Genomic DNA, 24,867 nt, shown 5'->3' with positions numbered 1-24,867 from the left:
CCGGGACACCCCCGTTTAGAGTTAAAGAATGAACGAGACCGACCGGCTGTACCAGACCACCGACGCCTTCGGACGGGTGCCGAGCGGCCTCGACCTCGTCGTCTCCCTCACGGGTTTCTCCGACGCGGGTTCCGCCGCTTCGCAATTCAACGAGTACGCCCTGGGCGCGTTGACCTCTGAACCCGTCGCCGTTTTCGACAACGATGTGCTGCTCGACTACCGTGCGCGCCGCCCCATCATCTACTTCAACCAAGACCACGTGAGCGACTACTCGCCCGCCAAGTTGCAGTTGAGCCTGGCCTACGACGACCTGCAGCAGCCCTTCTTGTTGCTCACGGGTTACGAGCCCGACTTCCGCTGGGAGGGGTTCATCGCGCAGGTGCTCGACCTCATGGATCAGTTCGAGGTCGCATCGACGACCTGGGTGCACGCCATCCCCATGCCCGTGCCGCACACGCGCCCCATCGGCGTCACGGTGTCGGGCAACCGCTCCGACCTGATCGAGTCGATGAGCGTCTGGCGCCCGCACACGCAGGTGCCGGCCAACGTCTTGCACTTGCTCGAGTTCCGGCTCGCCGCGCGTGGGGCGGATGTCTCGGGCTTCGCGCTCCTCATTCCGCACTACCTGGCCGACACCGAGTACCCGTCCGCGGCTCTCGCGGCGATCGACAGCATCAGCGCCGCGACGGGTCTCATCCTGCCCACCGACTCTCTGCGCGAGGACGGACGCGAGTTCGTGTCGCGCATCGACGAGCAGGTCGCGGGCAACGAAGAGCTGCAGCGCCTCGTCGGAACGCTCGAGGAGCGCTACGACACCTACATGGAGGGAAGCGCCCTCAAGTCGCCGCTCGTCGACTCCGAGGGTGGCCTGCCGTCGGCCGACGAGATCGCGGCAGAGCTCGAGAAGTTCCTCGCGGGTCGCCGCGGGGGAGACGAGCGTCGCCCCGAGGACTGGCGCTAGAGGCTGGCGCTAGCCGGCAGAGACCGACCGGGCGTTCCGTCGCCAAGGTCTCCTCACGGGTGACGGCCGGGGCCCTCGAGTTCGCGACCGTCATCCGTTCTGCGCAGCAGGCGTAGGGTTGTCCGGTGAACTCTCGCAGATCTTGGCTCGTTTTCGGGATCGGCGTCTTCGCCTACATCGCCGCGGTGATGCAGCGCACCACTCTCGGGGTGGCAGGGGTCTCGGCCGTCGACCGGTTCGACGCATCCGCCGCCGCCCTGTCGTCGATCGCCGTTCTCCAACTCATCGTCTATGCCGCCATGCAGGTGCCCGTGGGCGTGCTCATCGACCGTTTGGGCCCCCGCGTGCTCATCATGTCGGGGCTCGTCATGCTGGTCGTCGGCCAGAGCCTCATGGCCTTCGCCGAGGTCATCCCGCAGGCGATCGGCGGCCGCATCCTCGTCGGGGCCGGCGACGCCGCGATCTTCGTCTCGGTCATGCGCCTGGTGACCTCGTGGTTCCAGGGCCGCATCGTTCCCCAGCTGTCGCAGTGGGTGGGCAACCTGGGGCAGCTCGGCCAGGTGCTGTCCGCCATCCCCTTTGCGTTCGTCTTGCACTCATTCGGATGGCAGCCCGCCTTCCTCTTCGCCGCCGCCATGGCCGCGCTCGCCCTCGTTCTCGGCCTCGCCTGCATCCGTGACCGTCCGCGCGACTCCATCGAGCCGCCACGTGTCAGCAGCTGGGGCGAGGCGTTGCACCAGCTGAAGCTCAGCTTCAAGCGTCCGGGAACCCAGCTCGGCTTCTGGGCCCACTTCGTCACGCAGTCGAGCGGCACGGTCTTCTCGCTGCTGTGGGGCATCCCGTTCCTCGTCTACGGGCTCGGCTACACCGAGGGTTTCGCGGCGGCCATGCTGCTCGTGATCGTGGGGTCTGGTGTGGTCTTCGGCCCGATCCTCGGACTCTTGACGGCCCGCTACCCCTATCGCCGGTCGAATCTGGTGTTGGGGATAGTCTTCGCCATGGCGGTCGCCTGGACGGCCGTTCTGCTCTGGCCGGGAACCCCTCCCTTCTGGCTCGTCCTCCTGCTCCTCATCGTCCTGGGCGCTGGCGGCCCGGGTTCGCTCATCGGCTTCGACTTCGCGCGCACCTTCAACCCCACGCGCGTGCTCGGCTCGGCCAACGGCGTCGTCAACGTGGGCGGGTTCCTCGCCAGCTTCGTCATGATGTTCCTCATCGGAACCGTGCTGGATGCTCTCGGCCACGGCGCCGACTCGCCGTCCGAGCTCTATTCGCTCGATTCGTTCCGGGCCGCGTTCTGTGTGCAATACGTCGTCATCGGTGCGGGCGTCGTCATGCTGCTGCACGCCCGCCGTCGCACGCGTCGACGCCAGAACGAAGAAGAAGGAATACGCGTGGCCCCCATCTGGGTTGCACTGGTACAGAAGCTGAGGCGCGGACGGCGACGCTGAGTCCCCGACGCGAGGCCGCTAGTGGCTCAGATTTGCAGAAAACCGTGGCATAATGGTTGACAGAGACCCGGTCTTGTCATAGGCGCATCCGAAACTCGTGATTCCCCCCGTGCATCCGCACAGGAAAAGGAAGCACCGTGATTTCGGGTGAGTTCGTTTAGGACTTGACATGGGTCTTCGTAATGTCCGAAAACACGTGCAAGCGTGTCTGTCCGATAACTGTTGCGTCCGTGTGCGGGGGAGCGATATCGCTGACACACGGGCCTCGAATAAAGTCGCGTCGCTCCCGTCGACGCGTGGGACTGGAAGGTGTTCGTATGGCCACTAAGGCCGCCGTAGCCGCTGAAGAAGCGGTTACCTCCGAAACAGAGGTCGACACCGTCGACCAGAAGACGACCGCCGCGGCCAAGAAGGCCCCGGCGAAGAAGGCTGCTGCCGCCAAGGCTCCGGCCGCCAAGGCACCGGCCAAGAAGGCTCCGGCGAAGAAGGCTGCCGGCACCACCGCCAAGCGCGGCACCAAGGCCGCCGCCACCGACGAGCCCGATGAAGACGCCGAGCCCGTCGAAGACGTCGTGATCGAGGTCGACGACGACGAGACCGCCGAGGTCGAAGAGGGCACGGGCGAGAAGGCCGCCGTTGCCGCGGCCGCCGAAGTCCTGCCGCAGGGTGCCATGGTGCTCTCGTTCGGCGGAGACGACGAGGACGAGGTTCCCGTCTACTCCAGCGCCATCACGGGCGCCACGGCCGACCCGGTCAAGGACTACCTGAAGCAGATCGGTAAAGTCGCGCTGCTGAACGCGGCCGAAGAGGTCGAGCTCGCCATGCGCATCGAGGCGGGTCTGTTCGCCGAAGACAAGCTGTCGCACATGACCGACCAGGAGAAGCGCACGCAGCTCGGCCGCGAGCTCACCTGGGTCGCGAAAGACGGCGCCCGCGCCAAGAGCCACCTCCTCGGTGCCAACCTCCGTCTCGTCGTCTCGCTCGCGAAGCGCTACACGGGCCGCGGAATGCAGTTCCTCGATCTCATCCAGGAAGGCAACCTAGGCCTCATCCGTGCCGTCGAGAAGTTCGACTACACCAAGGGCTTCAAGTTCTCGACCTACGCCACCTGGTGGATTCGTCAGGCCATCACGCGCGCCATGGCCGACCAGGCCCGCACCATCCGCATCCCCGTGCACATGGTCGAGGTCATCAACAAGCTTGCCCGCGTGCAGCGCCAGATGCTCCAGGACCTGGGTCGCGAGCCCACGCCCGAAGAGCTGAGCCGCGAACTCGACATGACGCCCGAGAAGGTCGTCGAGGTGCAGAAGTACGGCCGTGAGCCCATCTCGCTCCACACGCCCCTCGGTGAAGACGGCGACAGCGAATTCGGTGACCTGATCGAAGACACCGAAGCCGTCGTGCCCGCCGACGCCGTGGGATTCACCATGCTGCAGAAGCAGCTGGAAAGCCTGCTCGACTCGCTCTCCGAGCGCGAAGCCGGAGTCATCCGCATGCGCTTCGGCCTGGGCGATGGCATGCCGAAGACACTCGACCAGATCGGCGACACGTTCGGGGTCACCCGCGAACGCATCCGTCAGATCGAATCCAAGACGATGGCCAAGCTGCGCCACCCGTCTCGGTCGCAGTCGCTTCGGGACTACCTTGAGTAAGCCCGGAAGCCTCGCGTTCGTACCCCCCGTCGTTGCGGGCCGGCTCGCCCGGTTCGCGACGCGGTTGCGCGGCGGCGGCAGTGCGTTCCCCGGCCTCGTCGCCCAGAAGGTGGCGCCCACGTTCATCAGCGACGTGATGTCGCAGCTGCCCTACGGCGCCGTCGTGGTGCTCGGGTCGAACGGCAAGTCGACGACCACCAACATCCTGACCGCCATCGTGCGGGAACACGGGTTGAAGGTCTTCTCGAACCCGTCGGGTGCGAACATGCCGCAGGGCATCGCTTCGGCGCTCCTCGCCGACACATCGCTGACCGGCAAGCTCGACGCCGATATCGCCATCCTCGAGGTGGATGAGGCTTACGGTCAGTTGATCTGCCGTCAGGTGAAACCGCGCTCGGCCGTCATCTTGAACCTCGTGGTCGACCAGATTTACCGCTTCGGCGAACCCGACCGCGTAGCGGGCATGTTCCGCGACATCCTGGGCGAGGTCAGCGACTATGTCGCGCTCAACCGCGACGACAACTTCCTCGCCAACCTCGGCACCACGATCGAGAACGAGGGTCGCCTGGCGATTGACTACTTCGGCGTCGACGCCGATGTGCTCGCCGCGGCGCCGCACGGTCAGGTCTCGGCCACCGATTACGCCGGCGGCAAGGCCGATCCCTCGGCCGCACCGCGACACGTCGTGGCCGAAGTGGTCGCCGCCTCGGGCTATGACGCGACAATCTCGTTCGAGGGCGTGGAACATGCCGTGCGTATGCCCGCCCGCGGGTTGCACTATGCCGTCGATATCGCCGCCGCCTTCACGTTGGCGCGCAAGACGCTCGGCGAGAAGTTCGACATCGCGAAAGCCATCCACGCCGTTCAGACCACCAAGACCGTCTACGGTCGCGGCGAGATTCTGACGGTCGACGGCGTCGAGATCGAGATCTTGATGCTCAAGAACCTCGCGAGCCTGCAGCTCAACCTCGACTCGCTCGACCGCGTGCCCGATTCGGTGCTCTTCGCGTACGACGACTCCAGCTACGACCCGTCCTGGCTCTACACGGCCGACCTGTCGAAGCTCGATTACGTCGACGTGATCTCGGGCCCCAAGGGCGCGTTCATCGCCCTGCGCCTCGCTTATGAAGGCAAAGGGTATGGCGTGATCGAAAGCGACACGACGAAGGCCGTGCAGCGCATGCTCGACGGCCCCAAGCCGAAGAGCGGCCGACACACGTTCTTCCTCGACTACGACCAGATGCTGCTGACGCGCAAATACCTGGGCTACAAAGACCTGGAAGCGGGTGCGGCATGACCATCAAGATCGTTGAGCTCTACCGTGACTACCTCGCCGTGAACGGTGACGTCGGAAACGTCTTCGTGCTAGCACGCCGCATGCGGCTCGCCGGCATCGACGTCGAAGAGATCCAGGTGAACGAGGGCGATGAGCTGCCCGCCGAGGCTGACATCGTGACCATCGGTTCGGGGCCGGGAAGCGCCGTGCGCGCCATCGCCCCCGAGCTGCAGCGCCACGCCGAGACCCTGCAGTCGTGGGCCGCCGCCGGCGTTCCCATGATCGCCGTCGGTGGAGGCTTTCACCTCTTCGGGCGCATGGTGTCGTTCGGCGAGGCTGGCACGGTTCGCGGCGCGGGCGTGTTCCCCATGGACACCGACGCCAACGTTGCGCGCGTGCGCACCGACGCTTTCGCCGCAGACAGCAACTTCGGGTTGCTCGTCGGCACCGAGAACCACAGCTCCGAATCGGTCGTCGACGGCGGGACGGCGGCGCCCCTCGGCACCGTGCGCAACGGCCGCGGCAACCTCGTCGCACCCGCTGGTGCACGCCATGAGGGCATCATCGTGAACGAGGCCGTGGGAACACACCTGGGCGGGCCCGTGCTCGTGCTCAACCCGCGCCTGACCGACCACATCATCGAGGTCGCGACGACGCGCCGCGGCGAGACCTATACGAAGAATGCCGAACACGAGTCGATCGACCGCGTGGTCGACCTGGCGCGTACGGTCCTCATCGACAAGGCGAACCTCGGCTAGAGCACGCGGAGGGCTCGGAGCCTTCAGCGGCCCACAAGCGCCGAACGAAGCTAGCCAACACAGGTAGACAACACAGCTAGACAACACAGAAGCGCCCGACCTGATGGTCGGGCGCTTCGTCGTGTCAGAAGGATGATTTGTCACGAAGACGGTGGGGCGCCGGCCGGCGTGTGGATGACGCCGGGGGCGCGGCCTGGCTACTTAAGCGCGCTGCTCTTCGAAGAGACGCGACGACTCGTCGTGCCAGGTGTGAGCGATCGAGGACAGCTTCTCCTGGTACTTGCGGCCGTGGTGGGCGCAGAACAGGAGCTCGCCGTTGTTGACCGTCACGCGGATGTAGGCCTGGGCCCCGCAGCTGTCGCAGCGGTCGGCCGCGGTCAGTTGCTGCTGGGCTGCATCGGTGCTCGTAGCGGTGTCGATGCCTGTTTCGTTTGCGATGTGTGACATGGTGTGCCCTCCTGACTCGTGGGATGGTCTCGCGTACTTGCTATGTAACCACGCGCTTCTGGGAACGAATGGAGCCGTGCGGGGTATTTCGCTGTACGCGTAGATATCTTCGCCACCGCGGGTGTCATTGGATTGGTCGTCGGTGGTTCCACGTAGAGTTAACGCTTGTGAACTCCGACTATTCCGCCCGCCATCTCTCGGTCCTCGAAGGTCTCGAAGCGGTGCGCAAACGGCCCGGAATGTACATCGGGTCCACCGATTCCCGCGGCCTCATGCACTGCCTGTGGGAGATCATCGACAACTCGGTCGACGAGGCTCTCGGCGGCCATGGCGATCGCATCGACATCCGTCTCTACCCCGACGGCAGCGTCGAGGTGCGCGACACCGCTCGTGGCATCCCCGTCGATATCGAGCCCAAGACGGGTTTGACGGGCGTCGAGGTCGTGTTCACCAAGCTGCACGCGGGTGGCAAGTTCGGCTCGGGTTCGTATGCCTCGTCCGGCGGGCTGCACGGCGTCGGCGCATCCGTCGTCAACGCTCTGTCCGAGCGCCTCGACGTCGAGGTCGACCGCAACGGCAAGACCTACGCCATGAGCTTCCACCGGGGCGAGCCGGGCATCTTCGCCGACAATGGCGAGCCCACTCCCGATGCTCCGTTCACGCCGTTCGAGAACGGCAGCGAGCTGCGCGTCGTGGGCAAGGTCAAGCGCGGTGTCACGGGTTCGCGCATCCGCTACTGGGCCGACCGACAGATCTTCACGAAGGGCGCGGCGTTCAGCGTCGAGGACCTGCAGGCCCGCGCCCAGCAGACCGCATTCCTCGTGCCGGGGCTCACGCTGATCATCGAGGACGAGCGCGCCGACGAGCCCATTCGCACCGAGTACCGCTACGACGGCGGCATCTCCGAGTTCGTCGACTACCTCGCCGGCGACCAGCCCATCACCGACACCTGGCGCCTGACGGGCGACGGCACGTTCACCGAGACCGTGCCCGTTCTCACCGACGGCGGCGCCATGGTGCCCACCGAGGTCGAGCGCCGCTGCGAGGTCGACATCGCGCTGCGCTGGGGCACGGGTTACGAGACGATCATGCGCTCGTTCGTCAACATCATCGCGACGCCCAAGGGCGGAACCCACCAGGCGGGCTTCGACCAGGGGTTGCTCAAGTTCGTCCGTTCGCAGGTCGAGCTCAACGCCCGCCGTCTGAAGGCCGGCAACGACAAGGTCGAGAAGGATGACGTGCTCGCGGGTCTCACGGCCGTGCTGACGGTTCGGCTGCCCGAACCGCAATTCGAGGGGCAGACGAAAGAGGTGCTCGGCACACCCGCTGTGCGCAGCATCGTCTCCAGCGTCGTGGCCAAGGCCATGAAGGAGCTATTCGCGTCGCCGAAGCGCGACGACAAGGCTCAGACGGCGCTCGTGCTCGACAAGGTCGTGGCCGAGATGAAGTCGCGCCTGTCCGCGCGAGCGCACAAGGAGACGCAGCGCCGCAAGAACGCGCTCGAGAATTCGTCGCTTCCGGCCAAGCTCGTCGACTGCCGGTCGAGCGATGTGGCGCACAGCGAACTCTTCATCGTCGAGGGCGACTCGGCTCTCGGCACGGCCAAACTGGCGCGAGACAGCAACTTCCAGGCGCTGCTGCCCATCCGCGGCAAGATCCTCAACGTGCAGAAGGCATCCGTGTCGGACATGTTGTCGAACAACGAGTGCGCGTCGATCATCCAGGTGCTCGGCGCCGGGTCGGGGCGCTCGTTCGACATCTCGCAGGCGCGTTACGGCAAGGTCATCCTGATGAGCGACGCCGATGTCGACGGCGCCCACATCCGCACGCTGTTGCTCACGCTGTTCTTCCGTTACATGCGGCCCATGATCGAAGAGGGCCGGGTGTTCGCGGCCGTGCCGCCGCTGCACCGCGTCGTCGTAATGAACCCGGGGTCGAAGCCCAACGAGACGATCTACACGTACTCCGAGGCCGAGCTGGCCGGGGTATTGGCGGGGCTCAAGCGCACGAACAAGCGCTACCAGGAGCCAATCCAGCGCTACAAGGGTCTCGGCGAGATGGATGCCGACCAGCTGGCGACGACGACAATGGACCGGTCGAACCGCACGCTTCGACGCGTTCAGGTGCAGGATGCCGAGATGGCCGGCAAGGTTTTCGAGCTGCTCATGGGCAACGAGGTGGCTCCGCGCAAGGAGTTCATCGTCGAGAGCTCCGACCGCTTGAACCGCGACAGCATCGACGTCTAGCGAGGCTGCGGGACCGCTGAGGGTTGCGTCTGCCCGTATCGCCCTGCACGGACAGCGCACACAGTGACGATCTGGGGCGAGCCCGCGGGCCCTCGAGCCTTCAGATTGACGTGCGCACAAGTCGTCAAGCCGTCGCGCGGTCAGGCCGTCAAACCGTCGAACCGTCAAGCCGCCAGGTTGTCAAACCGTCGCGGCGGTGGGTGCACCCGCAAACCAGCCTCTGAGGGCCGCCCGCTCCTCGAAGCAGGCGGCCCTCCGTAGTGCTCATTAGAAAAGTGCGGCGTCGTCCGGCTCGTCGCCGGCCGCAGGCGAGCTCGGGATGTCGGCGGCCGCCAGTGGCGTGTCCAGGGCCTGCTGCACGGATGCGTCCGATTCAGTCCCGTCGACGGTCAGCGTTGTTCCGACGGCGCTCTCGGGCGATTCGCCGGGCGCCGAGGGAGCCGAGTCGGCGGCGTTCCGTTCGGATTCGGTGAGCGGCACGGGGTCTGACCCCGCAGCGAGGGCTCCGACGGCGTCGGCCGGCGTCGCGATGCTCGCACCGATGTAGCCCACGACGCCCTCGAGGAACTGACCCGACGCGTCGCGCTTGGCGAGGGCCTCGGGGAGCTTGCGCACGGCGCCGTCTGTGCCGACGGCCAGGGCGGGTTCGGGGCCGACCCACGCGACGACGAGCGCGTCCTCGCCCTTCAGGAAGCGTTGTGCCCGCACACCGCCGGTCGCGCGGCCCTTGGCGGGGAACTCGTCGAACGCGCTCACTTTGCCGCTGCCCGGGTCGGTGCCGGCCAGCGCGCTGGTGTTCGCGGCGACCGTCGCGACGACGGTGCGCGTCGTCTCGTCGGCGCGCACGACGTGGAACGAGATGACCGAGGCGCCGGCGCCGAGCTTGATGCCCGCCATACCTCCAGCGGTGCGCCCCTGCGGACGAACGGCGGAGGCGGCGAACCGCAAGAGCTGGGCGTCGCTCGTGACGAACACGAATTCATCCGTGTCGGTTGACGGCGCCGCGGCAACGACGACGTCCTTCGGCTTCAGCTGGATGATCTCGAACTCGGGTTTGTTCGGCCAGTCGCCCGGCGTCACGCGTTTGACCACACCGGTGCGCGTGCCGAGGGCGATCGGCTTGGCCGAATCGAGGGCCACGATCGCGAGCACGCGCTCCTTGGGCTGCAGCGTGATGTAGTCGGCGATGCGCACGCCGGCGCCCAGCTGCACCGAGTTGGGCGGCACGACGGGCAGCTCGAGCGGCGAGAAGCGGATGAGGCGGCCGAGGCTCGTCACGGCGCCCACCTCGGTGCGGCTCGACGTTTCGAGCATCGACAGCACGGCGTCGTGTTTGCTGCGGCGCGGGGGAGCGGCGACGGGTTCGAGGCCACCCTCACCGGGGTAGTCGACGCGCACCATGCGGCCGGTCGCGCTCAGATAGATGCGACAGGGCGTGTCGGCCAATTCGAGAACGGGCTGATTCTTGCGCGACCCGGCCGATGCGATGGAGGGCTTTGCGGCCGTCAGGAGCGTGCGTCGGGGCGTGCCGAACTGCTCGGCGACGGCTTCGAGCTCGTCCGAGACGAGACCGTGCAACCGAGCAGTGCTGCCGAGGATCTCTTCGAGTTCGGCGATCTCGGCGAGCAGCTTGTCGCGCTCGGCCTCGAGTTCGATGCGCGAGAACTTGGTGAGCCGACGCAGACGCAGTTCGAGGATGTATTCGGCCTGCACCTGGCTGAGATCGAACACGTCGATCAGTCGCGTGCGGGCCTGGTCGCTGTCATCCGACGCACGGATGACCTGGATGACCTCGTCGATGTCGAGGATCGCGATGAGCAACCCCTCGACGAGGTGCAGGCGCTCCTTGCGGCGCGCCAGGCGGTACGTCGAGCGACGCGTGACCACCGAGATGCGGTGCTTCACGTACACCTCGAGCAGCTCGCGCAGGCCCAGCGTGCGCGGCCCGCCCTCGACGAGCGCGACGTTGTTGATCGAGAACGAGTCCTCGAGCGGTGTGTAGCGGTAGAGCTGTTCGAGCACGGCCTCGGGACTGAAACCCGTCTTGATGCCGATGACGAGCTGCAGGCCGTTGGTGCGGTCGGTGAGGTCGGTGACGTCGGAGATGCCCGAGAGCTTCTTGTTGTTGACGCCGTCCTTGATCTTCTCGATGACCTTCTCGGGGCCGACGAGGTAGGGCAGCTCGGTCACGATGATGCCCTGCTTGCGAGGGGTGATGGCCTCGATGCGCACGCGGGCTCGCGTCTTGAACGCTCCGCGGCCCGTGGCGTAGGCGTCTCGGATGCCGTCGAGCCCGACGATCGTGCCACCGGTGGGCAGATCGGGGCCGGGCACGAACTCCATCAGATCGTCGAGCGAGGCATCCGGGTGTTCGAGCAGGTGCCGAGCCGCCCCTACGACCTCGATCAGGTTGTGCGGCGCCATATTGGTGGCCATGCCGACCGCGATGCCGCTCGCGCCGTTGACGAGGAGGTTGGGGTAGGCCGCCGGCAACACCTCGGGCTGCTGGAACTGGTTGTCGTAGTTGGGCACGAAGTCGACAACGTCTTCGTCGAGGTCGGCCGTGAGGGCGAGGGCCGCGGCTTCGAGGCGGGCCTCGGTGTAGCGGGAGGCGGCGGGGCCGTCGTCGAGCGAGCCGAAGTTGCCGTGGCCGTCGACGAGAGGAACGCGCAGCGTGAACGGTTGCGCCAGGCGCACGAGGGCGTCGTAGATGGCGCTATCACCGTGCGGGTGCAGCTTTCCCATCACCTCGCCGACGACGCGGGCCGACTTCACGTGCCCGCGGTCGGGCCGCAGCCCCATCTCGGTCATCTGATAGAGGATGCGGCGCTGCACGGGTTTGAGTCCGTCGCGCGCATCGGGCAGCGCGCGCGAGTAGATGACCGAGTAGGCGTATTCGAGGAAGGACCCCTGCATTTCGGCCGAGACGTCGACGTCTTCGATGCGCTCGTTGATCGGGGCGGCGGGGGCGTTCTTATCGCTGCGGGGCATACGTGTTTTCTGACCTGGGTGGTGGTCCGGTTGCGGGCGACGGGAGGGTTCGCGCCTGGATGTGCCAGACTTTCCCGGTGGCTTCAATCGTATCGATCCCGCCCGTTCGTCCGCGCAGCCTGACCGGTGTGCTGCCGGATTCGCTGGCCGCGATCGGGGGTGTCGCCAACCCGTCTGGCCTGCCCGCCGTCGATCACGTCGTCGTGGTCGTCGTCGACGGCCTCGGCTCGCGCTTGTTGTCTGCCCGATCGGGCTACGCGCGTTTTCTGCGCTCGGCTCCCGACCGCACCATCAGCACGGTTTTCCCGACAACCACGGCGGCCGCGCTCACGTCGCTCACGACGGGCGCCGAGCCCGGTCAGCACGGCCTCGTCGGCTATCGCATGCTCGACGCTCGGCACGATCGGCTGGTCAACGGCCTCACCGGCTGGGATGCCGGCATGGACCCCGAGACGTGGCAGCGCTGCCGCACGGTCTTCGAACAGGCGGGCGATGCGGATGTCGCAGCCTTCGCCGTCGGCCCTGCCACGTTCGCGGGCTCGGGCTTCACCCGGGCCACCCTGCGCGGCGCGTCCTACGAGCCCGCCGACACGTTGCGCGCCCGCTTCGAGCGCGCGGACGCCCTCACGCGGGCGAACACCCGCTCGCTCACCTACCTCTACGTGCCCGAACTCGACAAGATCTCGCACCAGCACGGCTGGGAGTCCGACCGCTGGACCGCGGCCCTCGAGGAGCTGGACGGTGAGATGCGACGTTTTGTCGCGGCGGTCGGTCGACGGGTCGGCGTGATCCTGACGGCCGACCACGGGTCTCTCGACGTGCCCCACACGTCGCAGGTGCTGTTCGATCAGGCGCCCGAGCTGGTGGCGGGGGTGCGGCACGTGGGCGGCGAGCCGCGCTGCCTGCATCTGTATCTCGAGCCCGGGGCCACTGCATCCGATCGCCTGAGGATGGCGGATGTTTGGCGGGACTCAGAGGGTGAGCGCGCGTGGGTTTTCAGCCGCGACGAGGCCATTGCCCAGGGGCTTTTCGGTGACGTGCACGACGAGGTTCTGCCACGCATCGGTGACGTCGTCGTTGCGGCGCGCAAACGCATCGCCTATTACGACTCGCGGCCGGCCGATCAGGCAGCACGACGGATGATCGGGCAGCACGGTTCGCTGACCGACGAGGAGCGCACCGTGCCGTTCATCCGCTTCGGCGCCTTTACGCAATAACTAGGCCGTCGCGGCAATCGGCGAGCACCCTCAGCTCTCGCGAGAAGTCGAGATCGGCGCGACATTCGGCGGAATGGGCGCCGGCCATCCGCGGTGCAGCACGCCCGTCACGATCGACCTCGGGGTGTCGGGCGTTCGGGGTTATCAGTCGTCGTCGGTGCGGGCGCCGAAGACAATCTCGTCCCACGACGGCATGGCCGTGCGCCCGCGCTTCGAACCGCGGGCCGGTGTGATCGCCGGCGGCTTCTGGTCGTCGTCTGAGCGCTTCGAGGGAGACGCGCCCGTGAGGGTGTCGAAGTTCTCGAGCGGCACGTCGACGGGGCGCACGGGACCGCTGAAGGGGCTGCGGTCGTCGTGCGCGTCGGCCTCGGTGCCCCGGGCGCCGCGGTCGCTACGGTCGAGGCCTGGACGCTCGCCCGCTCGTTCGCGAGACGGCTCTGACCGCGACGCGTCGCGCAGACCCGACGGATTCGACGCGCTGGCGGCACCGGCGGCGAAGGGGGAGTCGGAGAACGGCGAGCTGCCGCCGAACGGGGTCGAACCGCGTTCACCGGACGGCTGAGCGGGGGAGCGACCCGAGTCCGGGGCGGGCGAAGCATCGGTCTGCGGCGTGCGCGCAGCGGATTCGCGTTCGCCACGGCGACGACGCAGGGCCTCGAGCAGGTCGGCGGTCTGGTTGGACGGTCCACCCTGATCTTCGGCGCGGTTGATCGCGGCATCCGCGGCCTTCGACGAGCTGCGGTGGTGCGGCGCCACGTCGACGGGGCCGATCTCGATCTGCGAGGCCGTGTCGTTGAGGTCGATATCGGGGTCTGCCGCGGCAGGGACGAACGTGAAGGCGCCGCTGTCGAAACGGCTGTCATCGGGTGAGGAAGACTCGCGCTCGACGGCGCGCAGCTTGGGGATGAGTCCCTCGGCAGGCAGGGCGCCCTGGCGCGACAGCGTGACGGCCTCGGCCCCGAGCGGCGCCAGCGCGTTCTTCTTGGGTTCGAAGGTCCAGCGGGCGTCGTGCTCGACATCGGAGGCCGTGAACGACAGTTTGACGATCCAACCGTTCTCGTCCTTCCAGCTCGTCCAACGCTCGTCGCTCGCGCCGAGGCTCTCGAGACGGGCACGGATGGCGGAACCGAACGTCGGCTCTTCGTCGTCCACACGGGGGTCGATGGCCGCGAGCACCGGAACGCTGAGGGCAGCTGCGACCATGTGCTCACGTTCGGCGACGATGGGGCCCTCGAAACGGCGCACGTAGTCGATCTCGGCGCCCGTGACATCCGCGACTTCTTCGGCCGACATGCCCGAGCGAATGTGAGCCTGAATCTCGCGAGGGCTCAGCTTCGGGGCGTCGCCCGTTGCCTGTTTGCGCGCGCGACGCACATGGGAGAGAAGGGACTCGTCGACGGGGAGTCGAAATTGCACCCCGTTGTCGGTGCTCGCGACGATGGCATTGCCGTCGACGCCGATGACAGTCAGTTCCTGCATAATCATGTGCCTCCGAGGCTGAGATCAATTCACTCGATGGTCGCACGCCGAACCCCCGTAGACCGGGAATAACGCGGGCGTGCCGCGAGTTGGATGCAGCGACGAATCAGGGAGCCCAGTACTGGTTTGCTATTCGTTCATCTTTGATGCAAACTATCGCCGCCGGACACGGTCGGCGGACGAGAAAAGAAGTGGAAAACAATGGCAACGGATTATGACGCACCCCGAAAGAGCGACGACGACTCTGAGTCGATCGAGGCCCTGAAGGAGCGTGTCCCCGACAAGCTGTCTGGCGCGGTCGACGTCGAAGACGCCGATAACCCGGGTGGCTTCGACCTTCCCGGCGCCGACCTCTCCGACCTCGACCTCGATGTCGTCGTGCTGCCTCCCCAGGCAGACGAGTTCACGTGCGTGGAGTGCTTCCTGGTGAAGCACCGCTCGCTCATCGACCACGAGACCAAGCTCGGCGCGATCTGCGTGGAGTGCGCCGCCTAAGCAGTCGAACTGCTCAGACGCTTTCTGGCCGTCGCGATCCCTCGATCGCGGCGGCCAATTTTTGTGGCTCCCGCGTGGACACGAGCCAGTAGGGCGTCGGGTCGTTCTCGTCGAGGACGGGGATGCGCACGACCCCCGAAATCCATCCGCGGAACAACATGTAGGCCCGGGCGTCGAGCTTGCGGCCACGCTGTAAAGCGGCCTCGGTTCCTGTGAATGCCTTGGGAGTCCCGACCAGGTCGAGGCTGATGCGGGCCCGGCCGGCGCGCAGCTCGCCGTCGCCCACGCTGATGGTGGGCGCCCCCACGATGAACAGGGTCGTCATCCCGCCATAGAGAATGACCGCCGTGATGACTCCGGCGACCCACGAGATGGGGGCGAGAACGAGGATGCTGGCGGGGATGACGAGCGCCGTCGAGATGTAGATCCAGGGGGCCGGCCAGAGCCGTTCGCGATAAGGGGACATGACTCACTTCGTTGATCGATCTGCACTACCCTCGATCTGTGACCGAAAGCGTTGACGTTCTTATTATCGCCCCCGAGGTTCCGCGCTACGCCCATCCGGGCGATGCGGGCGCCGACCTGGTGTCCAGCGAGCACCTGGTTCTGCAGCCGGGCGAGCGTCGACTGGTCGGCACGGGCGTCTCTATCGCGCTGCCCGACGGATTCGTCGCCTTCGTCGTGCCGCGTTCGGGCCTCGCCACCAAGCACGGCATCACCATCGTGAATTCGCCGGGCACGGTCGATGCCGGTTACCGCGGCGAGATCAAGGTCACCCTGCTCAACACGGATGCGCGCGAGCCCTACGAGATCGCGGTCGGCGACCGCATCGCGCAGCTCATCGTCATGCCCGTCTCTCGCGCCACGTTCGTCCCCGTCGAGACGTTGCCGGGCAGTGCTCGCGGCGCCGGCGGCTTCGGGTCGACGGGCTACGACAGCGCCGCGGCATCCGACCCCACTTCTTCTGACACACCGACTGGAGCGAACGCATGAAACTGCGCAAAGGCAAGAACCCCGAAGAACAGCCCGACACCGCCATCGAGACGGTCGACGCGGCCTCGGCCGACGAGGCGTCGTCCGAGGTGACGACGGCGACGGGTGATGCGCTCGAGGCTCCCGCCGACGAAGAGACGGTTCTCGACACCACGAAGTCGGCCCCCGACGACCGCGCCACCGAAGGCCCGCTCGACGAGAGCGAAGCCAACGCCGTGCGCCCCTACATCGACCTCGGGGGAGTGAAGATCCTCCCGCGCGAGGGGCTGAACCTGCGCCTCGAGATCGAAGAGTCGACCAAGCGCATTGTCGCGGTGGGCCTCGACTACGCCGAATCGACGCTGCAGATCCAGGCCTTCGCGGCACCGCGCTCGATCGGCCTGTGGAACGAGACGCGCGAGCAGATCGCCGAACAGATCGGTTCGCAGGGCGGCACGGTCACCGAGCGCGAGGGCGGCCTCGGCTACGAGCTTCTCGCCGAGGTTCCCGTTCAGGTGCCCGCCGGTCAGCCCGCAGCCACACGCATCGCCCGCTTCGTGGGTGTCGACGGGCCGCGCTGGTTCTTGCGCGGCGTCATCGCCGGTGCCGGTGCGACGGATGCCGAGAAGGGCGCCCTCGTCGAGGAGCTCTTCCGCAGCGTCGTCGTCGTGCGCGGCGACACCCCCATGCCCCCGCGCGACCTCATCCCGCTGAAGATGCCCGCCGGCGCGGGTCAAGAGGCGTAGAGCCTCGGCATGAGCGATCCTCACCAGGGAAACGGCGAGCACCCCGTCGGCCGCTACGGCACGTCGCCCGACGAGGCCGCGGTCTCGACCCAGGGTTCGGCGTCCGGGGTGCCGGCTCAGGGTTCGGAGCCCTCGGTGCCGGCGCAGCGTTCGGCGCCCGTCGGGAGCGGTGCAGCTGCCGATCATGATGCTCCCGAGCCCGCCACGGTCCTCGGCGCCTCCCTCGCGGGGGCCGCCCGCAAGGCCGGGCTGGGCGACCTCATGGAGTCCGAACGCCCGACCGGCGCCGCCCTCTTAAAGGCCATGGGCGGGGTGCGCGGCATCATCGAAGCCATCGTGCCCGGTCTGCTCTTCCTCCTCGTCTTCACCTTCACGCAGAGCCTTCCCTGGGCCCTCGGCGTCTCGGTCGGCGTCGCTGCGCTGCTCACGCTCCTGCGCATCATTGGCAAGACGCCGGTGACGGCGGCTCTCGGCGGCCTCGTGGGCGTCGTGCTGTCGGCCGTTCTGGCCCTCATCACCAACAAGCCCGAGGACAACTTCGTCCTGGGCTTCTTCACCAACGGCGGGTACGGCGCCGTCCTCTTGATCTCGGTGCTTGTCGGGTGGCCCCTGATCGGCCTGGCCGTCGGCTTCCTCATGAACGACGGCGTCGCCTGGCGCCAGGACCGCGTCAAGCGGCGCGCACTCCGCTGGCTCACACTTGCCTGGGCGGGCCTCTTCATCCTGCGCCTGGCCGTGCAGTTGCCCCTCTACTTCTCGGGCAACGTCGAATGGTTGGGCTCGACGAAGCTGCTCATGGGCATCCCGCTCTATGCGCCGCTGCTCGTCGTCAGCTGGCTCGTGGTGCGCGGCCTCTACCGTGCCCCCGAAACGGATGCTGTGGCATCCGACACGCCCGTTCGCCCGGGTTCGCCCACCTGACGCCGCACCCCGCCGCACGCTGCTAGAATTATCTCGACATCAAGATAAATACGGCAACGTTCGATCGCCGTTTCTCGGAAGCACTTAGGCTCGCCTTGCTAGCCTTACCCCCCTTCTGAGGCCGAGAATCGACAAGCGGCAAGCGTGCGACTTGCCTCTGCCAACGAAGGAGAAGGCACAGTGTCAAACGTGAACAGCTTTGGGGCCAAACAACAGCTCACCGTCGGTGAAACCGACTACGAGATCTTCCGAATCGACAGCGTCGCCGGTTACGAGAAGCTCCCGTTCAGCCTGAAGGTCCTGCTCGAGAACCTGCTCCGCACCGAAGACGGCAAGAACGTCACGCGGTCGCAGATCGAGGCCATCTCGCAGTGGAACCCCGCATCCGAGCCCGACACCGAAATCCAGTTCAGCCCGGCCCGCGTGGTCATGCAGGACTTCACCGGTGTGCCCTGCATCGTCGACCTCGCCACCATGCGCGAGGCCGTCTCGGCTCTGGGCGGCGACCCCACCAAGATCAACCCGCTCGCCCCCGCCGAGCTCGTCATCGACCACTCGGTCATCGCCGACCTCTTCGGCCAGCCCAACGCCTTCGAGCGCAACGTCGAGATCGAGTACGAGCGCAACGGTGAGCGCTACCAGTTCCTTCGCTGGGGCCAGACCGCGTTCGACGACTTCAAGGTCGTCCCGCCCGGAACGGGCATCGTGCACCAGGTCAACATCGAATACCTGGCGCGCGTCACCATGACGCGTGAGGTCGGCGGCGTGCTGCAGGCCTACCCCGACACCTGTGTCGGCACCGACTCGCACACGACTATGGTCAATGGCCTGGGCGTGCTGGGCTGGGGCGTCGGCGGCATCGAGGCCGAGGCGGCCATGCTCGGCCAGCCCGTCTCCATGCTCATTCCGAAGGTCGTCGGCTTCAAGCTCTCGGGCACCATCCCCACGGGTGTCACGGCCACCGACGTCGTCCTCACCATCACCGAGATGCTGCGCAAGCACGGCGTCGTCGGCAAGTTCGTCGAGTTCTACGGTTCGGGCGTCGGCGCCGTGCCGCTCGCCAACCGCGCCACCATCGGCAACATGAGCCCCGAGTTCGGTTCCACCGCTGCCATGTTCCCCATCGACGACGTCACGCTCGACTACCTGCGCCTCACGGGTCGCAGCGACGAGCAGGTCGCGCTCGTCGAGGCCTACGCCAAGGAGCAGACGCTCTGGCACGACCCGTCGGTCGAGCCCGTCTTCAGCGAATACCTCGAGCTCGACCTCGCGACGGTCGTCCCGTCGATCGCCGGCCCGAAGCGCCCGCAGGACCGCATCGAGCTGTCCGCAGCCAAGAGCCAGTTCGCGGTCGACCTCAACAACTACGCAACGGTGGAGCACGACATCGTCGACCTGACCGTCGCGCAGTCGTTCCCGGCATCCGACCCCGGTGAATTGCAGCCGGAGGATGGCGAGTCGCACCACCACCACGAGCACCAGAGCACGGCACCCCAGACGGTGACGAAGCCCACCGAAATCACGCTCGCCTCGGGCGACGACGTCACCATCGACCACGGGGCCGTCGCCATCGCGGCCATCACGTCGTGCACCAACACGTCCAACCCGTCGGTCATGCTCGCGGCCGGGCTGCTCGCTCGCAACGCCAGCAAGAAGGGCCTGAAGGCCAAGCCGTGGGTCAAGACCACGCTTGCTCCCGGCTCGAAGGTCGTCACCGACTACTACGACAAGGCCGGCCTCACGGGCTACCTCGAAGACCTCGGCTTCTACCTCGTCGGCTACGGCTGCACCACGTGCATCGGCAACTCGGGCCCGCTGCCCGAAGAGGTGTCAGAGGCTGTTCAGAAGAACGACCTGGCCGTCACGGCCGTACTGAGCGGAAACCGCAACTTCGAGGGTCGCATCAACCCCGACGTGAAGATGAACTACCTGGCGAGCCCGCCGCTCGTCATCGCCTACGCCCTCGCCGGCACCATGAACTTCGACTTCGAGACCGACGCGCTCGGCCTCGACGAAGACGGCAACGACGTCTTCCTGAAGGACATCTGGCCCGACGCCGCCGAGGTGCAGTCGACCATCGACTCATCCATCGACACCGAGATGTTCACCCACGAGTACGCGGGTGTCTTCGAGGGTGACGAGCGCTGGCGTTCGCTGCCGACGCCCACGGGCGCCACGTTCGAGTGGGATGAAACCTCCACCTACGTGCGGAAGCCCCCATACTTCGACGGCATGACGCTCGAGACCACCCCGGTCACCGACATCACGGGTGCGCGCGTCCTCGCCAAGCTGGGCGACTCGGTCACGACCGACCACATCAGCCCCGCCGGCCAGATCAAGGCCGACAGCCCGGCCGGCCACTACCTGGCCGCCAACGGCGTCGACCGCAAGGACTTCAACTCCTACGGCTCGCGTCGCGGAAACCACGAGGTCATGATTCGCGGAACCTTCGCGAACATCCGCCTGCGCAACCAGCTGCTCGACGGCGTCGAGGGTGGCTACACCCGCGACTTCACGCAGGACGGCGCCCCGCAGTCGTTCATCTACGACGCGTCCGAGAACTACCAGGCCGCCGGCATCCCGCTCGTGATCTTCGCGGGCAAGGAGTACGGCTCGGGTTCGTCGCGTGACTGGGCGGCCAAGGGCACCTCGCTGCTCGGTGTGCGCGCCGTCATCGCCGAGAGCTTCGAGCGCATCCACCGTTCCAACCTCATCGGAATGGGTGTCGTGCCGCTGCAGTTCCCCGCGGGCGAGACGGCCGAGAGCCTGGGCCTCGATGGAACCGAGGTCGTTTCGATCACGGGCATCGAAGAGCTCAACGAGGGCCACACGCCCAAGACCGTGCACGTGGTCGCCACGCCGAGCAACGAATCGGATGCCTCGCGCAGCCCGATCGAGTTCGACGCCGTCGTCCGCATCGACACGCCCGGTGAGGCAGATTACTACCGCAACGGTGGAATCCTGCAGTACGTGTTGCGCTCATTGGTCGCCTAGGTAGCAGAGCTAGACTCGCATCTATGAGCCTTCTCGAGAACATCCATGGTCCCCGTGATCTCGATGGCCTCTCGAGCGAGCAGCTGGTGCAGCTCGCCCAAGAGATCCGCGACTTCCTCGTCAGCGAGGTGTCGCGGACCGGCGGGCACTTGGGGCCGAACCTCGGTGTGATCGAACTCACGATCGCGATCCACCGAGTGTTCGAGTCCCCGCGTGACTCGATCGTGTTCGACACCGGGCACCAGAGCTACGTGCACAAGCTGCTCACGGGTCGGCAAGACTTCGCGGGCCTCCGCCAGCGCGGTGGCCTCGCGGGGTATCCGCAGCGCTCCGAGTCGCCGCACGACATCGTCGAGTCCTCGCACGCGTCGTCATCCCTCAGCTGGGCCGACGGCATTTCGCGCGCCTACGACATGACGGGCCAGCACGACCGGGCCGTCGTCGCGGTCGTGGGCGACGGGGCCCTCACGGGCGGCATGACGTGGGAGGCGCTGAACAACATCAGCGACGACAACACACGTCGCCTCATCATCGTCGTCAACGACAACGGCCGCTCCTATGCGCCCACCATCGGCGGCATGGCCAAGTTCCTCAGCAACGTGCGCACGCGTCCCATGTACACGACGCTGCAGAAGTCGAGCGAGAAGGCATTCTCCCGGCTGGGCTCGCCCGCTCGCGCGTTCTACCGCGGTGTGCGCGGCGGCCTGCACGGGTTCCTCAGCCGCTTCACCGATAACGAGGCGCTCTACTCGAACCTCGACATCAAGTACATCGGCCCGGTCGACGGGCACGACGTCGACGCTATGCAGGAGGCGCTCACGCAGGCGCGCGAACACAACGCGCCCGTCATCGTGCACGCCATCACGCAGAAGGGTAAGGGCTACGGCCCCGCCGTCGACGACGTCGCCGACCAGTTCCACGCCGTCGGCAAGATCGACCCGATCACGGGTGAGCCCGTGACGGCATCCGAGGGCGATTCGTGGACCGGCATCTTCAGCGACGCCCTCGTGCACGAGGCCGAGCGCAACGACAAGATCGTGGGCATCACGGCCGCCATGCTGCGCCCCACGGGTTTGCACCGCATGGCCGAGCGTTTCCCGAAGCGCGTGCACGACGTCGGTATCGCCGAACAGCACGCCGCGACATCCGCCGCCGGTCTGGCCTTCGGGGGATTGCACCCCGTGGTCGCGCTGTACGCCACGTTCGTGAACCGCGCCTTCGACCAGATTCTGATGGATGTCGCGCTGCACAAGGCTGGCGTCACGTTCGTGCTCGACCGCGCCGGGGTCACGGGCCCCGACGGCCCGAGCCACCACGGCATCTGGGACCTCGCCATCCTGCAGGTCGTGCCCCACATCCGTATCGCCGCGCCCCGCGACGCCGTGCGCTTGCGCGAAGAACTCGCCGAGGCCGTGCGCGTCGAGGACGCGCCCACCGTACTGCGGTTCCCGAAGGGCTCGGTCAACCCCGAATTGCCCGCCATCCGACGTTTCGACGACGGCGTGGAGGTGCTCGTCGAAAGCGAGCGCAACGACGTGTTGATCATCACGGTCGGCCCGATGGCCGCAATGGGCGTAGACGTGGCCGAGCGGCTGCAGGCGCAGGGCATCGGCGCGACGGTCATCGACCCGCGCTGGGTCGTTCCTGTGGCGCAGAGCGTGATCGACCTGGCGCGCGAACACCGACTGGTCATCACGATCGAGGACGGCATCCGAGTCGGCGGCGTGGGTACGCGTATTCGGCAGGACCTGCGTGCGGCCGGAGTCGACACGGCCGTCGACGAACTGGGTGTGCCCGATGAGTTCATCGACCACGCCTCGCGCGACCAGATCCTCACGGACGCCGGGCTGACGGCCCAGCAGATCGCGCGCGATGTGGTCGACCAGGTGCTCGGCAGCCGCATCCCCGTGGCGCGGCCCCTTGCGAATGACGGAGACGAGCCTTCGCTGGGCGGCGAATCCGACGAGGAGCAACACGCCGTTCCCGGCCGCACGACGAAGGCCGACGGAGACGCCGAACAGCTGTAAGACCGCACGCAGAACGCGCAGAACGCGCAGAACGCGCAGAACACGCTGAGGGCCCCCTCTCGTGAGACAGGGGGCCTTCAGCGTGTGGTCGCGCCGAGCGCTACTCGACGCCGACGATGGGCGGGTGGTGGAACGTGTCGTCGAAGACCCGCTCCGAGGCACCCACGCGGTCGAGGTACGGCGTCGCGCCGCCCATGTGGAACGGCCAGCCGGCCCCGAGGATGAGGCACAGGTCGATGTCCTCGGGCGCGTGCACCACGCCATCCTCGAGCATGCGGTGGATCTCGTCGGCCAGACCGTCTTCGACGCGGCGGCGGATCTCCTCGCCGGTCTGAGGAGTCGTGCCGCCCGAGACGATCTTCACGGCCTTTTTGTCGAAGCCCGTGATCTTGCCCTTGCCGTCGCGCTCGAAGATCTTGCCGTGTTCGGCGAGGCGGTGCAGGTTGGGGCTGTCGAAGAAGCGCTCGGGGAACGCCGCGTGGTGCGTGTCGAGCACGTGCGCGCCCACCGTGAGTCCGACGAGTTCGAGCAGCTCGAACGGTGACATCGGCAGGCCGAAGTCGTCGAGCGCGTGGTTGACCACGTCGAAGGGGGTGCCCGTGTCGACGGCATGCATCGCCTCGCCGAGCAGCTTGGCGAGGATGCGGTTGACGACGAAACCGGGAGTGTCCCGCGTGATGACGGCGTTCTTCTTCAGGTTGGCAGCCGTCACCCTGGCCGTCGCCAGGGCCTCGTCGGTCGTGTGCGGCGTGCGCACCACCTCGATGAGCGGCATGACGGCGACCGGGTTGAAGAAGTGGAAGCCCACGACCCTTTCGGGATGCTTGAGCTTCGAGCCGATCTGCTCCACCGACAGCGATGAGGTGTTGGTCGCGAGGATGGCGGTGTCGGAGATGTACTGCTCGACGTCGGCAAAGACATCCTGCTTGACACCCAGCTCCTCGAAGACGGCCTCGATGACCCAGTCGCAGTCGGCGAAGTCGGCCTTCGAGGTCGTCCCCGTCACGAGGGCCTTCAGCCGGTTGGCCTCGTCGTTGCCGATGCGTCCCTTGGTGAGCAGCGCGTCGATCTCATCGCGGATGTAAGAGATGCCCTTGTCGACGCGCGCCTGGTCGAGGTCGGTGATCACGACGGGCACCTGCAGGCGCCGCACGAACAGCAGTGCGAACTGGCTGGCCATGAGACCCGCTCCGATCACGCCGACCTTCGTCACGCGCTGCGCGAGCTTCTTGTCAGGCGCACCGGCCGGATGCTTGGCGCGCTTCTGCACGAGGTTGAACGCATAGATGCTCGCCTGGAACTGGTCGCCCGAGATGAGCTCGGAGAGCGCCTCGTCTTCGCGCGCGAACCCGTCGGCCTTCGACCCGCTCTTGGCGGCCTTCAGCAGGTCGAGCGCGGCATACGGCGACTTCGGCACGGTGCCGATCTTCGACTCGAGCATCTTGCGCGCGATGCCGATGGCGGCATCCCACTTGACGAGTCGTTCGACCTTGCCGGGTTCGTTCTTGCGCACGACCTTGACGCGGCCGGAGAGGACGCCGTCGGCCCACGCGAGCGAGGATTCGAGGTAGCTGGCCGACGGGAAGATGGCGTCGGCGATGCCGAGGTCGAAGACCTGCTGGGCCTTCAGCATCCGGTTGGTCTTGAGCGGGTTCTCGACGACCACCTTGAGGGCGTTCTCGATGCCGATCAGGTTGGGCAGCAGGTAGGCGCCGCCCCAGCCCGGGATGATTCCGAGGAACACTTCGGGCAGTGCGACGGCCGGGGCCGCGGCGTCGATGGTGCGGTAGGTGGCGTTCAAGCCGATCTCGAGCCCGCCGCCGAGCGCGAGCCCGTTGATGAACACGAAGGTGGGAACGCCCAGGTCGCCCAGTTTGCCGAGCACATGGTGCCCGAGCTGCGCGAGCTGCTTCGCAACCTTCTTCGAGGGGATCTCGCTCACCTTCGACAGGTCGGCGCCGGCGGCCAGGATGAACGGCTTGCCCGTGATGGCCAGTCCGTCGATCTCGCCGGCGGCGGCGCGGGCGCGCTGGGCGTCGAGCACACCGTCGAGCTCGAGCAGCGTTGCCGGGCCGAGCGTGTTGGGCCGCGTGTGGTCGCGCCCGTTGTCGAGCGTGACGAGTGCGAGCGTCTTGCCCGAGGCGAGGGGGATGTCGCGCACGAACGCGTGCGTGACGACCTCGTCGGCGCTGAGCGCGAGCAGTTCGGAGAAGTCGATCGTCGTGTAGTCGGTCATG

The 24,867-nt window shown here is 67.0% G+C and carries 18 protein-coding genes; 13 read left to right on the top strand and 5 right to left on the bottom strand.

Annotated elements, in window-relative coordinates:
• The first annotated feature begins 28 nt into the window (after positions 1 to 28).
• The 5 genes from ALI44B_RS03140 to ALI44B_RS03120 all read left to right on the top strand — a co-directional run bounded on the left by ALI44B_RS03140 (position 29) and on the right by ALI44B_RS03120 (position 6,095).
• On the top strand, positions 29 to 961 hold the full coding sequence (locus tag ALI44B_RS03140; protein WP_077053279.1) for a proteasome assembly chaperone family protein: 933 nt from the start codon (positions 29 to 31) through the stop codon (positions 959 to 961).
• Between the two features lie 125 nt (positions 962 to 1,086).
• Entirely contained in the window at positions 1,087 to 2,409 is a 1,323-nt protein-coding gene (locus ALI44B_RS03135) for an MFS transporter (protein ID WP_077053278.1), read from the top strand.
• A 317-nt stretch (positions 2,410 to 2,726) separates the two neighbouring features.
• Positions 2,727 to 4,061, top strand: a complete 1,335-nt coding sequence (locus ALI44B_RS03130; protein WP_077053277.1) for an RNA polymerase sigma factor — start codon at positions 2,727 to 2,729, stop codon at positions 4,059 to 4,061.
• Complete coding sequence (locus ALI44B_RS03125) at positions 4,054 to 5,358, top strand: Mur ligase family protein (protein WP_077053276.1); 1,305 nt, start codon at positions 4,054 to 4,056, stop codon at positions 5,356 to 5,358. The genes ALI44B_RS03130 and ALI44B_RS03125 overlap by 8 nt, the downstream gene beginning before the upstream one ends.
• Positions 5,355 to 6,095 (top strand): type 1 glutamine amidotransferase, encoded by a 741-nt coding sequence (locus ALI44B_RS03120; protein WP_077053275.1) that lies wholly within the window; start codon positions 5,355 to 5,357, stop codon positions 6,093 to 6,095. Before ALI44B_RS03125 ends, ALI44B_RS03120 begins: the two co-directional genes overlap by 4 nt.
• Positions 6,096 to 6,296: 201 nt before the next feature.
• Here the strand turns inward: ALI44B_RS03120 and ALI44B_RS03115 are convergent, their stop codons facing one another.
• Positions 6,297 to 6,542, bottom strand: a complete 246-nt coding sequence (locus ALI44B_RS03115; protein ID WP_077053274.1) for a DUF7455 domain-containing protein — start codon at positions 6,540 to 6,542, stop codon at positions 6,297 to 6,299.
• A gap of 167 nt (positions 6,543 to 6,709) precedes the next feature.
• On the opposite strand from ALI44B_RS03115, the gene ALI44B_RS03110 reads away from it, so the two are divergent.
• Positions 6,710 to 8,788 carry a DNA gyrase/topoisomerase IV subunit B gene (locus tag ALI44B_RS03110; RefSeq protein ID WP_077053273.1) on the top strand — a complete coding sequence of 693 codons (2,079 nt, stop codon included), beginning with the start codon at positions 6,710 to 6,712 and terminating at the stop codon, positions 8,786 to 8,788.
• A gap of 267 nt (positions 8,789 to 9,055) precedes the next feature.
• Here the strand turns inward: ALI44B_RS03110 and ALI44B_RS03105 are convergent, their stop codons facing one another.
• Positions 9,056 to 11,779: a DNA topoisomerase (ATP-hydrolyzing) gene (locus ALI44B_RS03105; protein WP_083709465.1), complete on the bottom strand. Its 2,724-nt coding sequence runs from the start codon at positions 11,777 to 11,779 to the stop codon at positions 9,056 to 9,058.
• Positions 11,780 to 11,856: 77 nt separating this feature from the next.
• Here ALI44B_RS03105 and ALI44B_RS03100 point away from each other — a divergent pair, with 77 nt between their 5' ends.
• Complete coding sequence (locus ALI44B_RS03100) at positions 11,857 to 12,996, top strand: alkaline phosphatase family protein (protein WP_238592026.1); 1,140 nt, start codon at positions 11,857 to 11,859, stop codon at positions 12,994 to 12,996.
• 144 nt (positions 12,997 to 13,140) lie between these two features.
• Here ALI44B_RS03100 and sepH read toward each other — a convergent pair whose 3' ends face one another.
• A complete protein-coding gene (sepH, locus tag ALI44B_RS03095) occupies positions 13,141 to 14,475 on the bottom strand; it encodes a septation protein SepH (RefSeq protein ID WP_077053271.1) in 1,335 nt (444 codons plus the stop codon).
• Positions 14,476 to 14,676: 201 nt separating this feature from the next.
• Between sepH and ALI44B_RS03090 the strand changes: the two genes are divergently transcribed.
• Complete coding sequence (locus tag ALI44B_RS03090) at positions 14,677 to 14,970, top strand: DUF4193 domain-containing protein (RefSeq protein WP_077053270.1); 294 nt, start codon at positions 14,677 to 14,679, stop codon at positions 14,968 to 14,970.
• Between the two features lie 13 nt (positions 14,971 to 14,983).
• Here ALI44B_RS03090 and ALI44B_RS03085 read toward each other — a convergent pair whose 3' ends face one another.
• Entirely contained in the window at positions 14,984 to 15,436 is a 453-nt protein-coding gene (locus tag ALI44B_RS03085; RefSeq protein WP_077053269.1) for a DUF3093 domain-containing protein, read from the bottom strand.
• 38 nt (positions 15,437 to 15,474) lie between these two features.
• Here ALI44B_RS03085 and dut point away from each other — a divergent pair, with 38 nt between their 5' ends.
• The 5 genes from dut (at position 15,475) to dxs (ending at position 22,630) form a co-directional block, all read left to right on the top strand.
• Complete coding sequence (gene dut / locus ALI44B_RS03080; protein WP_077053933.1) at positions 15,475 to 15,963, top strand: dUTP diphosphatase; 489 nt, start codon at positions 15,475 to 15,477, stop codon at positions 15,961 to 15,963.
• A gap of 2 nt (positions 15,964 to 15,965) precedes the next feature.
• A complete protein-coding gene (locus ALI44B_RS03075) occupies positions 15,966 to 16,688 on the top strand; it encodes a DUF3710 domain-containing protein (RefSeq protein ID WP_077053932.1) in 723 nt (240 codons plus the stop codon).
• 9 nt (positions 16,689 to 16,697) lie between these two features.
• Positions 16,698 to 17,609 (top strand): DUF3159 domain-containing protein, encoded by a 912-nt coding sequence (locus tag ALI44B_RS03070; protein ID WP_083709462.1) that lies wholly within the window; start codon positions 16,698 to 16,700, stop codon positions 17,607 to 17,609.
• A 180-nt stretch (positions 17,610 to 17,789) separates the two neighbouring features.
• Positions 17,790 to 20,603: an aconitate hydratase AcnA gene (gene acnA, locus ALI44B_RS03065; RefSeq protein WP_077053268.1), complete on the top strand. Its 2,814-nt coding sequence runs from the start codon at positions 17,790 to 17,792 to the stop codon at positions 20,601 to 20,603.
• A 23-nt stretch (positions 20,604 to 20,626) separates the two neighbouring features.
• On the top strand, positions 20,627 to 22,630 hold the full coding sequence (dxs, locus tag ALI44B_RS03060; protein ID WP_077053267.1) for a 1-deoxy-D-xylulose-5-phosphate synthase: 2,004 nt from the start codon (positions 20,627 to 20,629) through the stop codon (positions 22,628 to 22,630).
• A 100-nt stretch (positions 22,631 to 22,730) separates the two neighbouring features.
• Here the strand turns inward: dxs and ALI44B_RS03055 are convergent, their stop codons facing one another.
• On the bottom strand, positions 22,731 to 24,866 hold the full coding sequence (locus ALI44B_RS03055) for a 3-hydroxyacyl-CoA dehydrogenase NAD-binding domain-containing protein (RefSeq protein ID WP_077053266.1): 2,136 nt from the start codon (positions 24,864 to 24,866) through the stop codon (positions 22,731 to 22,733).
• Between the last annotated feature and the right edge of the window lies 1 nt (position 24,867).

It is taken from the genome of Leifsonia sp. ALI-44-B (genome assembly GCF_001984125.1).
Taxonomy (GTDB): Bacteria; Actinomycetota; Actinomycetes; order Actinomycetales; family Microbacteriaceae; genus Okibacterium.
Note: the sequence above shows the minus strand (reverse complement) of the source record. Positions and strands in the feature narration are given on the sequence as shown.